The organism is Aquimarina spinulae, assembly GCF_943373825.1.
GTDB classification, from domain to species: domain Bacteria; phylum Bacteroidota; class Bacteroidia; order Flavobacteriales; family Flavobacteriaceae; genus Aquimarina; species Aquimarina spinulae.
The window spans coordinates 375,656-389,371 of record NZ_CALSBP010000002.1; the positions used below are offsets into that span (position 1 = coordinate 375,656).

Below are 13,716 nucleotides of genomic sequence, written 5' to 3' on the forward strand. Positions count from 1 at the left end.
TTTTCGGTTAATAAATTCAGCTTTTACTGACAAAAAATGCATTATTTTAACACATATTTCTACATTACATTAAAAATAAATTAATGTGCTTAAAATTGTAAAAAAATAAAAACGACCCGCAATAGCAAGTCGTTTTTGTAAATTAACACTACTAATTTTAAATATTCCTTATCGAGGATTATTTTACAAATTGCTTAGTAATTATCTTATCATCCTCTATATATACCTTTATGATATAGTTTCCTTTTGGTAATTTTTTAATGTTAATAGAGTTAGTAGTAGAAACACCTAATAGTCTAGAGTTTAGATCATAAATTTCACTCTTCTTGATGAAACCAGAATATTGGATAACTACTCTTTCCTTCCCAGGATTAGGGAACACCTTCAGGCTATTTATATTGGGTGTACCCGATTCTAAAGACATTTTATTTTCTTCGGGGCCATTAGCTCCAGAAAATATTTCTCCTGTAGAACTTCCTGTTGCAGATTTACCACAATCCTTCATTTCTATTCCGGTCCATCTAATTACCCATTCTCTATTCTTTGCTGTACTTGCTCTTAACGGGTTTGGAAAATTAAGTGATCCAACCGTTGGCAAATCAGAAGGTGCATCTGCCCATCTTAGATATATTCTAAATCCTGTAGGCGTAGCATTATAAATAGACGAGGTCCCAGAGATATACCAATGAAATCCTTTGTTGCCTATAGACTCCAGAGTTACTAAATAATGTGGAGTTGTTTTAAAAGCACATGCTGTGGTATTTACATCAACATAGATTCCTGTTGTGTTATAATTAACCCAATCATTTGGGGAGGTAACACCTTGTCCCATTTTTATTTGCCCTTGCACTACCACAAGGCAAAAAATAGCTAAAATTGTTAAAAAAATAGTTTTAAGAGATTTCATAATAAAAGGTTTTAAGAATTAAAAAAGTGAGTTGTTTTTTTTATTTGTTTGGTATAAAACAACGTTCTTCTAAGATACTACAAACCTCAAAAATTAGCATATGGAATAACAGTAAAAAAAAGAACAAATCTCCTTATTTTTTAATTCAAAAAACATATTAATTACATAATAATCAGATATTTAAAACAAACAAACAATGCATTCAGAATTAGACCTACAGTTGATATTTAACATTTTATTAACTCATAATTTCCCCAAAAACAACTTGCGTTTTAGTTCTAAATCCAATACCTATATCATTCTTCAATCAAAATCTGATATTGCCATGCGGTAAACTCATATGCTGCACCAGATGATGCTTCTATGATTTCTCCGGAAAGGTAATCTGTAAACTTTCCTTCATATGCCAAAGTAAACTTTATGGGCTGCTTTGTCATATTTGCAATAAAGATCACTTTATGACCGTCTTTTTCTCTTAAAAATGCTAATACACCAGTATCTTCAGAAGTTTTAATACGAGTATATGAAGCGGCATTTTTACCACCATGCAATGCTGGGTTTGTATTTTTTAATGCTCCTAATTTTTCATATAACGGGAAAAAATTGCCTTGTTTTTTTATAATCGTATCTTTTTCAAAAAACAAAAGACGTTTATCCATATCATATTCCTGTCCAGAATAAATCAAAGGCATACCAGGTGCAAGGTATGTAAGTGCTGCTAACATCTCTTTTGCATCTCCCATTCTTTCTTGTACAGTACCGTTCCAGGAATTTTCATCATGATTTGATGTAAAGTTCATTAAAATATCATCTTTTGCATACATGGTATCTATCTGGACCATTCTTTTATCCCATTCAGCAACATTAGCTTTTCCCTGAGCAATATCATTCATTTTATGATGAGTATCCCACCCATATCCCATATCAAATGCATTTTCTAATAACTCGGGCTCCCAACCTTCGGCTAACATAAATACGGGTTTAATCTTTTTAAACTCTGCTATGGTTTTATCCCAAAAATCTACAGGAACCATTCCCGCCACATCACATCTAAAACCATCTACACCTTCTTCTTTTAACCAATACAGCATATCATTTTTCATCTGCTCACGCATTTCTTGATTGTCATAATTAAGATCTGCTACATCGGTCCAATCTGTACCTTCGGTATGCGTGATAGCACCATTTTTATCTTTGGTGTAATATTCGGGATGTTCTTTTAACCAAATATGATCCCAGCCGGTGTGATTAGCTACCCAATCCAAAATCACATAAATCCCATTATCATGCGCAGTTTTTACTAATGCTCTAAAATCTTCGATAGTACCAAATTCTGGATTCACCTTTGTATAATCAGATACGGCATAATAACTTCCTAATGATCCTTTACTTTTGGTTGTAGAGATAGGATATATCGGCATTACCCATACTACTTTAACGCCCAGTTTTTTAAGAACAGGAATATCTTTGGTAAATGCACTAAAAGTACCTTCTTCAGAATATTGACGAATATTTGCTTCATATATAACTGCATTTTCCATCATAGCGTCGTTAACCGGTGAAAGTGCTTCTTTTATGACCTCCTGAGTTTCAGTCTTGGCAGTAGTTTCTTCTTTTGTTGTCTTTCCGCAGGAAAATAGAATTCCGATTACTGTAAGACTTAAGATTATCTTTTTCATTTAATTAAATTTATAGGTGGTTATTTGTGGTTATATTTTATTTTAAATCCAGTATCATTGATGTTTTAGCAGGTATGCTAAAATCCTCGGTGATGTCTATATTAGAATCAGTAATAATATCGGTTCCTACACTATAGTTTTTCATACCTTCTTTGAATCGGGCAACGTCTAATTTTTGATCTTTTAGGCTATTATTAATAACTACCATTACGCTTTTCTCTTCATTATACCTGAAGTATACATATACATTATCAAAAGGAATAAATTGTAATAGTTTCCCGGTATGAATTACAGCTGCTTTTCGCCTCCATTTTAATACTTTGCTGGTAAAAGAATGAAATGCTTCCTGGTCATTAGTTCTTCCATTTTTGGTTTCTGAAGATAAAAAAGCATTTTTTGTATCTCCCGGCCATCCACCAGGAAAATCTCTGCGAATATCACCATCGCCTTTTTTATCGCGATTGCCCAACATACCTATTTCATCACCATAATAAATTTGAGGAATACCACGAGTGGTAAATATCAAAGTCATCACCATTTTATAAATATCAATATCTCCTTGATATATCTCATTAATACGATTCGTATCATGGTTTCCTGCGAATAATAGAATATTGTTGATATCTGGGTATAGAAAATCATTTGTAAAGTTATTATATGCTCTTATCATTCCTTTATCCCAGGAATTTTCGTCTTCGTTAAATAATACTGTAATGGCATCATGAAGCGTAAAATCCATTACCGATGGTAAGTGAGAATTGTAGTTATCGATAGCTCCGATTTTACTATTTTTTTGCCAGTATGCTATCTGCGCCTGATTGTGCATCCATACCTCTCCTACAATATTAAAATTAGGATATTCGTCCATAATTGCTTTGGTCCATTTGGCTATTCCATCTTTATCATTATAAGAATAGGTATCTACTCTAAAACCATCCAGATCTGCATATTCTATCCACCAAATTGCATTTTGGGTAATATACTTAAGCAACAAAGGATTACTTTGGTTCATATCTGGCATGGTAGTATCAAACCACCCATTCATACACCCTTTACTATCTATTTGTGAGGCATTATAATCAAATTGGGTAGTCATACGATAATTACTACGTCTGAAACCTTCTGGCCATTGGTGTATCCAATCTTTGGTTGGTAAATCCTTTATCATCCAATGCTTAGATCCCCAATGATTGGTTACATAATCCATAACCAGTTTCATATCCTGTTTATGCATTTCTGAGGCTAGTCGTTTATAATCTTCATTGGTTCCATATCTTGGATCTATCTTATACAAATCACTTTGCGCATAGGTATGATACGAATACGTTGGTTCATTATCTTCTAGTAATGGGGTACTCCATAATGCTGTAACTCCCAAATCTTTAAGATAACCCAAATGATCAATTACTCCTTGAATATCGCCTCCATGGCGCCCGCCGGGATTAGAACGATCTGCTTTTTCTACTGTATCCTTATGAGAATCATTCTCTGGATTACCATTTGCAAACCGATCCGGCATGATTAAATACATCACATCACTGCTATCAAAACCTTTTCTTTCTGCAGAATTTGCTCTCCTGGATTTAAATTGATAAGGTTGAGAAAATACTACATTACCATTCTCTTTAAAATCAATTGAAACTGTACCAGCTTCAACCTTTTTGGTATCCAGAGTTATAAACAGATAGTTTGAGTTTTCGGTTTTGGTAATATCGCTAATCGTTATGTCTTTACTCTCTACGCTATATTTAGCAATATCTTTTCCGTAGCACAGTATCTGAAGTTCGTCCTGCTGCATAGCACTCCACCAAAATGGAGGTTCCATTTTTTCTACCTGGGCTTGTGTTAAAGCAACCAGACAAAAGGAAAACAGAGCAATTAGTTTACTTTTCATTTTTATATATTTTGTATTTATAGAAATGTTTATATAATCACTTTTTTGAAAACAATCGGTCTAACAAAAAAGCATTACTGTTTCTATTAAGCAGAGTCGATAAAGTAGGGTTCATTCATCTTATTACAGCTCGACTCTGCTCTCTAGAAAAGGTTGGGGGGCAAAACTTATTACTAAAATCGATTTCTAAATAACAGGTTACACAGTTATTAAACTGTTCGGAGAAATTTTAAACTCCTTATTATCTACATAAATTAATAATTCCTTAGTACCTTCAAGAGTAAACGATGTTCCTTCTTGAGATACTTTTACTTTAAGGATTTGATTTCTGAAATTTACATTGAAGGTATACCCTTTCCATTCCTTAGGAATTTTAGGAGAAAAAGACAAGGTATCATTCTTAATTCTAAGTCCTCCAAATCCTTCGACAATACTCATCCATGTGCCTGCCATACTCGTGATATGCAATCCTTCTTCAACTTCTTTGTTATAATCATCCAGGTCTAGCCTTGAAGTTCTCAGGTAAAAAGTATAGGCCTGATCCATTCTATCTAAAGTAGCTGCCTGTATACTATGAACACATGGTGAAAGTGAAGATTCATGTACAGTAAACGGTTCATAGAAATCAAAATGTCGTGTTAATTCTTCTTTGGTAAATTGATCCTCGAACATATAAAAACCCTGAAGCGTATCTGCTTGTTTAATATAAGGAGAGCGCAATATTCGATCCCAACTCCACTTTTGATTAATAGGACGTTGTGACTTGTCTAAATTATCTACTGTAATCAATTCTTTATCCAGAAATCCATCCTGTTGTAAGTATACCTGGTATTTTTCTGAATATGGAAAATACATTTGACCAGCCACTTCTAACATTGCATTAATTTCTTCCTGATCTAAATTGGTCCTTTTTATAACCCTTTGATAGTCAATTGTATATTGGGTTTTTATTTTATCAACGTTTTCAATACAATACTCGATACACCATTTTGCCAGGTAATTTGTATACCAATTGTTATTGACATTATTTTCGTATTCATTAGGTCCTGTGACGCCAAGGATCACATATTTATTTTTTTCTGTAGAAAATGTCGCTCTTTGATGCCAGAAACGAGCAATCGCAATCATAACTTCTAATCCCTTTTCTGTAACATAAGTATAATCACCGGTGTACCTAACATAATTATAGATGGCGAATGTCATTGCTCCATTGCGATGTATTTCTTCAAAAGTGATTTCCCACTCATTATGGCACTCTTCGCCATTCATAGTTACCATAGGATATAATGCAGCTCCATTGGTAAAACCAAGTTTTTTTGCGTTCTCTATAGCTTTTTCGAGATGGTTATAGCGATAGGTTAATAGATTACGTGCTACAGCTTGATCTTTGGTAGCCATATAAAACGGAATACAATACGCTTCGGTATCCCAATATGTACTTCCGCCATATTTCTCACCTGTAAATCCTTTGGGTCCGATATTTAATCTTGCATCTTTGCCAAGGTATGTTTGATTGAGTTGAAAAATATTAAATCGGATTCCCTGCTGTGCTTTTACATCACCTTCGATTACAATATCAGCCATTTCCCATATGCTCGACCATGCCTTCTTTTGTAAATTTAAAAGTGTATTAAATCCAGATTCTGAAGCCTGCTTAAGTATAGCTTTGCTAGTCGCTTGCAGATCTTCTTCTTTATGATTAAGAGATACTGTATATCCTCCAAATTTTGTGAGGCCTGCTGTTTCTCCTTTACGAACCTGAACAGTATATTTTAAATGTATATATGTACTGTTAGCTTCTACTTTTGGGGATATATCTTTTTGTATACTATTAACAAAAATCTGATTTGACATTCCTGTGCACACATGATAATCAGTCTTCATGGTTTTAGATAAGATATATGCAGTGTTTTCTTCGTGTGCCAGGTTATAGGTATCCCAAAACTTATCATCCCAGTTCGTATCCTCATTCATAATTCCCGAATCCAGATACGGTACTAATGTTATAGTAGCTTCTTGATTTACAGGAGTTACTTCATATTTAATTGCACCTACTTCATCCAGGTCCAAGCTTAGAAAACGTGTAGAAATAACAGATACTTCTATATTATTTGGTAAAACAGCATGAAACGAACGTTGATACCAACCTTCTTTCATATTTAATTCTCTTCTAAAATTGGTTACTGATTTACATGTATATAAATCCAGTTTCTCTCCATCAACTTCTATATCGATACCGATCCAGTTTGGTGCATTCAGTACTTTGGCAAAATACTCTGGATATCCATTTTTCCACCAACCTACTCTGGTTTTATCGGGGTAATACACTCCTGCGATATAGCTTCCCTGAAAAGTAGGACCAGTATATGTTTCTTCAAAATTGGCGCGCTGCCCCATTGCTCCATTACCAATACTAAAAAGGCTTTCTGATGACTTAACTCGTTCTACATCAAACCCTTCTTCAATAATTGACCAGTTATCTGGTTTTATATAATCCTGATTCATCTATTCTTTTTTATTCGTTTTTAGTAATCAGACCTGTATTGATATAGATCTGTCTAAAACATGCCATGAATTTTTTATCCTAAATCTTTAGGATGAATTGCTATGGCTTTTATATTTTACTAAACTTTTTTGGCCGTAACCAATTGATTTATAAACTCTTCTTTTATTTCTGTAAAATCTCTAAAAATGTAATCTGCCTCGTGTAGTACTTCTTGATTACCGATCCCAATACTAATCATATTGGCGATATTTGCAGCCTTAATTCCGGCAACAGAATCTTCGAATACAATACAGTTTTCTGGTGAGATTCCCAATGCTTTGGCACCTAATAAAAATACTTCGGGATCTGGTTTAGCGTTAGAAACATTAGTACCATCTACAATCGTATTAAACTTATCATAGAGTTGTACTTTTTCTAGAATCGCCCTGGCATTTTTACTTGCAGAACCCAAAGCTATTGCCTGGTTCTCTAAAATCAGATACTCTAATACTCTTGGTACATCGGGTAGGATTTCACTAGCATCCATCTCAGAGATATAAGTGAGATACTCTGTATTCTTTTCAGACATCAATTGACTAAATTTTTCTTCTGATATGGTTTTGTTTCCCCATTCCAGAATCTTTTCTAGCGATTGTACTCTACTCACTCCTTTAAGTTGTTCATTCTGTTCCTCAGAAAAAGAAATACCAAGGCTATCGGCAAGTTTTTGCCAGGCCTTAAAATGGTATTTTGCAGTATCTACGATTACACCATCGAGATCAAATATAAATGCTTTTTTCATTACTCTATCTCGCCTTTTGGGTTATACGTTATAGCATCTTTATTGACAATCAACAAATTACACATCCCTGCAATGATCAAACTTATTCCTGCCACCAACATTGCATTAATCGTTTCGTTTCCTATAAGTTTGTAGGCAAAATTAACCCCACCTACAGCTGCGACAATTTGAGGAATCACAATAAACATGTTAAATATCCCCATAATCACTCCCATTTTTTTAGGGTCTACGGCACTTGATAACATGGCATATGGCATCGATAGAATACTCCCCCAGGCAAAGCCTACCAAAGTAAAAGAGAGAAATAACCATTCTGGCGAAGGGATAAAATACATCGATATAAAACCGAGACCTCCTAAAACCAGAGATATCAGGTGAACCCATTTTCTATTAATTCTTTTTCTCGAAGTATAAAAAGTTAATATCAAAGCAAAAGCCATAGAAGACAATCCATATGTTCCCATATATCGACCAACTTCGTTAGACGATTTTTGAAATGCTGTATTTGCTTTTTCGAATGCCGCAGCCGATTCTTGAATTTCCATATTAAATGTTGATTCGATCGGTGCAGGAGTATTAAACACATGTTCTGTTAATGCCGGATTTGCAAGGCTCCACATAGTAAAAAAGGCAAACCAGCTAAAAAACTGAATAAGTCCTAGTTTTTTCATAGTAAGAGGCATACTTCCGATATTACTCAAAATATCAGGTATAAATTGGTTCTTTTTCTTCTTTTCTAGTTTAAATTCTTCCATATCCTCGGGAGGATATTCAGAAGTTGTAAAAACGGTATATAGAATACTGGCAAGAAAAACAAAAGCTCCAATAGCAAAAGCTATTTTTACCGACAGAGGGATTACACCGTTTGGAGCAGCATCACTTACCCCCATCTGAGAAATCATCCAGGGTAAATTACTGGCTACCCAGGTCCCAATACCTATGATAAGTGTTTGAGTAACAAATCCGTATGACCGTTGAGATTCTGGTAATTTATCTGCTACCAAAGCCCTAAAGGGTTCCATAGAAATATTTATAGAAGCATCCAGGATCCATAAAAATCCTGCTGCTACCCATAAAACCGGAGAATGAGGTACCAGAAACAAAGCTATAGAACTTAGTACTGCTCCTATTAAGAAATAAGGTCTGCGTCGACCCCATCTTGGGCTCCAGGTACGATCACTTAAGTATCCTATAATTGGTTGAACCAAAAGACCTGTCAAAGGAGCTGCAATCCATAATAAAGGTATTGCGTCTTTTTCTGCGCCTAAGGTTTGGAAAATTCTAGACATAAATCCGCCTTGCAATGCAAAACCGAACTGAATTCCCAGAAAACCAAAACTCATGTTCCAAATTTCCCAGAAACTTAATTTACGCTTGTTCATCAAGTAAATGTTTAATTATTACTATGATAAGCGAAACTACTTATCAAAACTTATTTTAGTAGAAAGTGAAAATATAAGTCTTGATCGAGGTCAAAGATATTATAATTTTTGAATTAAAATAGCCTCTCCTTATTTTTTTGTCGATTTTCTTTCAATCAGACTTGTATCAATAATAACTGTTCTATACTCCTCTGTTACAGCATCATCCCCTTCTAATTTATCGATAAGAAGTTTTGCTGCTCGTATCCCCATATCTTCTCCATGTTGGCTTATCGTAGTTAAGCTTGGGATAAAATGTTTAGAAAGAATACCATCGGTAAAACCAATAATAGCGATATCATCAGGAACTTTTTTGCCTTGTGCATCAAGAACTTTGGCTGCTGTAACTGCAAATAATTCATTTACTGCAAAAACAGCATCTATATCCTTATCCAGTAAGAAATCCGAAATTTCGGCTTCACAATTATCGATATCCTCTATTTTAAGAATAAGCTCTTCTTTTTCAGGAATATCATAAGCTCTTAATGCTCTTAGATACCCATTAGTTCTTAATTTACCAACACTTATATAATCTACCGTAGTAAGGATGGCTATTTTCTTACATCCAATAGAAAGCAGGTGATTTGTAGCGGTTTGAGCTCCTTTGGCATCATCTATAATCACTTTATCACATACGACCTCATCAATAATTCGATCAAAAAGTACAACGGGCATCCCCTGGCTCATGGTCTCTTCGATATGATGATAATCTTTTTTAAGCTGTGTTTCTTTGGCTACAGACAGGATAAATCCATCGGCACTCCCACTGGCCAGCATTTCTAAGTTAATAACCTCTTTATCAAAAGAGTTATTCGAAGAACATATGATTACATTGTACCCTTTTTCATTTGCTACCTTCTCTACCCCGCCAATTACAGTCGTAAAAAAGTGATGCACAATTTCTGGAATAATAACACCTATGGTCTTAGTTTTTCTATTCTTAAGACTTAACGCTATATTATTAGGTTTGTAATTGTATAGCTTGGCAAAGGCTTTTACCTTTTGCCTGGTATCTAAACTTATCTCTGCACTATCTTTTAATGCTTTAGATACTGTAGAAATAGAAACATCCAGCTCCTTTGCTATTTGTTTTAATGTAACTTTTCTCTTCATCCTTGTTCCTTTTATTGTTTTATCATCAGATCAACCTGGAAATGTACTACAAAAACATCTTGAATTATCCTAAATCAAGATGTATAGCCTTTTCATTATTCGTATCTTTTAAAAGTCATTTGAACTTTTATTTCTGGGCTGCAAAAATGCATTTTGCACCCTAATTTCATTTTTTTTTCACACCGTAGCTATGGCTATGCTATTCAAAAATGGATTTATTATAGCACAAAAGTCTATTTTTTCGCTTCCATACAAAAAGTTCAAAATGACTTTTTAGTTAAAAATCAAATGTAAGCATCAAAATATGCCATATGGCCAGAATTATACTTAAAATTTTGATAGAATTCTAAAAGTTTTCCACACGCAAACGTTTGCGTAAGGTTCGGACTACAACTTGACAAAAAATTAACACAAAATTTACATACTTTGGTTGCAGAAAGTGAAAATATAAGACGTAAAACAATCAAAAACTAATTTAATTTTATGAAAACATTTACCAAAAGCGCATTGTTTTTATTATGGTTGATACCAATGAGCTTTTTTGCACAGTCAACTGTTAATGGGACAGTTACTGATGCTGGAAGTGGTCAGCCCATTCCTGGTGTAAATATCATTGTTAAAGGAACCACAAACGGAACAACTTCTGATTTTGATGGTAACTATACTATAAACAATGTTAACAATGAGGATATTATTGTATTCTCTTATGTTGGATTTATACCTCAAGAAATGGTATATAGTGGTCAGGCCACTATTGCTATCACATTAGAAGAAGATGCTGCAGAACTCGAGCAGGTAGTACTGATTGGGTATGGTGCAACCAGAAAGAAAGATCTAACAGGATCTGTTGCTTTGGTTACATCAGAGGATTTCAATACGGGTAACAATGTTACTCCCGAAAATCTATTTAACGGTCGAGTTGCAGGTGTATCCATTAACACTAACGGTGGTCCTGCCGCTAATTCTGAAATCAGAATCAGAGGTGGCGCATCACTAAACGCATCTAATGATCCACTAATTGTTGTAGATGGCTTACCTCTAAATGATCCAGGAGATTTAGCCAATGGTTCAAGATCTATTCTTTCTTCAATCAACCCCAACGATATTGAATCTTTTTCTATCCTTAAAGATGCATCGGCAGCTGCTATCTACGGTAACCGTGGTGCAAATGGTGTGATCATTATCACCACCAAAAAAGGGAAAAAGAACTTACAGATCAGTTTAGATTCTAAAACCAGTGCCACTCGTGCGCATGAAACAGTAGATGTTTTTTCTGCAGATGAGTATAGAGCATTTATCGCAGAAAATTTTCCTACTCGTGTTGCTGATTTAGGTACTGCAAACACAGATTGGCAGGATGAGATTTACAGAACGGCTTTTTCTACAGATCATAACTTATCTGTAAGTGGTTCTCTTATGCAAGTCTTACCTACGAGGGTTGCCATAGGAAGATCAGATCAGGAAGGACTTAGAAAAACATCTAAATTTGAGAGAACTACAACATCTCTTTCTTTAAATCCAAGGTTATTTAATAATCACCTAAAAATAGACGTAAACGCTAACTTAAACTTTGAAAAAAACCGGTTTGCGCCTGGTGTAGAAGGGGCGGCTATTACTTTTGATCCAACTCAGCCAGTCCTTGACTCAAGTTCTCCTTACGGAGGTTTTTTTGAATACCGAGATTCTAGTACTGGATTTGCCTCAAACAACGTTCAGAGAAACCCTCTGGCTCAACTATTACAAACAAAAGAGATCGCTAATGTAAGACGGTATTTTGGGAATATAAAACTAGACTATCAATTACACTTCTTTCCCGATATACGCGCTGTAGTAAACCTGGGAATAGATGATAGCGAAACAGACAGATTCCAGGAACGTTCTACCGAAAGTGCAACCGGTTTTAATGCTACACAAGGAGAATTTTTAGGTTTTAAATCAGATACAGATCTGTTAGTAAAAAACCGACTTCTGGATGCTTACCTTACCTATAACAAAACTCTTGGTCGATTAGACATCGAAGCAACAGGAGGATACTCTTATCAAAAATTCGAATTAGATAAGTATGAAACAGGAGATCAACGTGATCCAGGTAATTTCCCAGAAAGAACCATTGATCCAGACGAGGTATTACTAGCATATTTCTTAAGAACCAACTTAAAATTTAATGACAGATACTTTTTAACCGCATCTATACGTAGAGATGGTACTTCTCGATTCGGAGAAGACAACAGATGGGGGTATTTTCCTTCGGCATCTTTTGGATGGCAAATAAGCGAAGAAAACTTCCTTAGAAACTCTTCTACCGTAAGTAATTTACGATTACGTTTAGGATATGGTATTACTGGTCAGCAAGATATTGATCAAGCTTATGCATACTTAGAGCGATACAGAAGAAGTAGTCCTCTTACACAATATATCCTTGATGGAGAGCTCATCAATATTGTACAGCCACAATTTAGAAATGAAGATATCGAATGGGAAAAGATAACCGAATATAATATCGGTTTAGACTACGGTTTCTGGAACGATAGAATTAGTGGTGCAATCGATGTGTTTAGAAAAGAATCCGATGATTTACTTTCTCAGGCGCCGATTCCCGATGCTGCCAACTTTTCTAACCAGGGATTTCAGAACATAGGTAAGTTTATAACAGAAGGTATAGAGTTTTCTATTAATGCAGATGTTATTAGAAATAGCAACCTAAAATGGAATGTAAGCTATAATGCAACATTTATAGACCGAGAAATAGAAAGTCTGGCATTTGGTCAGGATATCTTAACCACTGGTATTGGTGGCGGTACAGGTAATACTATCCAGATACATAGACAAGGAGAGGCTCCGTTCTCGTTCTTTACCTATGCACAAATTTATGATACCAATGGCAAACCTATAGAAGGTGCATATGCCGATCTTAATGGTGATGGAATCATTAATAATAATGACCGATATATTTCTGGTAAAGGTACTCCAGACTTAATCATGGGGCTTCAATCTAGTGTAAGCTATAAGAATTTTGATTTTAGCTTTAGTATGAGAGCTAATATCGGTAACGAAATTTATAATAATGTTGCTTCTTCAAATGCACAACGAGGTAATATATTTAGAACCGTATTTAACAATACACCATCATCAATAGTAGATACTAATTTTCAGAATACTTCAGATGTTATTCTTTCTGATTATTATATAGAGGATGCTTCTTTTCTACGAATGGATAACATTACATTAGGGTATACGCTTAGAGATCTTATGAAAGGAGTATCCAGTCTTCGATTATGGGCTGGAGTGCAGAATGCATTTGTTATTACGGATTATTCTGGGCTAGATCCCGAAATTCAAAATAACGGTGTAGATAATACTATTTTCCCTAGAGGAAGATCACTCTTACTAGGATTAAATTATAAATACTAAAAAA

General features: G+C 34.7%; 8 protein-coding genes. 1 reads left to right on the forward strand and 7 read right to left on the reverse strand.

Annotated features, from left to right (window positions below):
* Nucleotides 1–178 precede the first annotated feature (178 nt).
* The 7 genes from NNH57_RS07280 to NNH57_RS07310 form a co-directional block, all read right to left on the reverse strand.
* Complete coding sequence (locus NNH57_RS07280; RefSeq protein WP_074409282.1) at nucleotides 179–907, reverse strand: T9SS type A sorting domain-containing protein; 729 nt, start codon at nucleotides 905–907, stop codon at nucleotides 179–181.
* 296 nt (nucleotides 908–1,203) lie between these two features.
* Entirely contained in the window at nucleotides 1,204–2,586 is a 1,383-nt protein-coding gene (locus NNH57_RS07285; protein WP_108809378.1) for an alpha-amylase family glycosyl hydrolase, read from the reverse strand.
* 37 nt (nucleotides 2,587–2,623) lie between these two features.
* Entirely contained in the window at nucleotides 2,624–4,480 is a 1,857-nt protein-coding gene (locus NNH57_RS07290) for a glycoside hydrolase family 13 protein (RefSeq protein ID WP_108809377.1), read from the reverse strand.
* 198 nt (nucleotides 4,481–4,678) lie between these two features.
* Nucleotides 4,679–6,985, reverse strand: a complete 2,307-nt coding sequence (locus NNH57_RS07295; protein WP_132065744.1) for a glycoside hydrolase family 65 protein — start codon at nucleotides 6,983–6,985, stop codon at nucleotides 4,679–4,681.
* A 119-nt stretch (nucleotides 6,986–7,104) separates the two neighbouring features.
* Nucleotides 7,105–7,767 (reverse strand): beta-phosphoglucomutase, encoded by a 663-nt coding sequence (gene pgmB, locus NNH57_RS07300; protein WP_074409286.1) that lies wholly within the window; start codon nucleotides 7,765–7,767, stop codon nucleotides 7,105–7,107.
* Nucleotides 7,767–9,149 carry an MFS transporter gene (locus NNH57_RS07305; RefSeq protein WP_108809375.1) on the reverse strand — a complete coding sequence of 461 codons (1,383 nt, stop codon included), beginning with the start codon at nucleotides 9,147–9,149 and terminating at the stop codon, nucleotides 7,767–7,769. Before NNH57_RS07305 ends, pgmB begins: the two co-directional genes overlap by 1 nt.
* 129 nt (nucleotides 9,150–9,278) lie before the next feature.
* A complete protein-coding gene (locus NNH57_RS07310; protein ID WP_074409429.1) occupies nucleotides 9,279–10,301 on the reverse strand; it encodes a LacI family DNA-binding transcriptional regulator in 1,023 nt (340 codons plus the stop codon).
* Nucleotides 10,302–10,784: 483 nt separating this feature from the next.
* On the opposite strand from NNH57_RS07310, the gene NNH57_RS07315 reads away from it, so the two are divergent.
* A complete protein-coding gene (locus tag NNH57_RS07315; RefSeq protein ID WP_108809374.1) occupies nucleotides 10,785–13,712 on the forward strand; it encodes a SusC/RagA family TonB-linked outer membrane protein in 2,928 nt (975 codons plus the stop codon).
* Nucleotides 13,713–13,716: the final 4 nt, after the last annotated feature.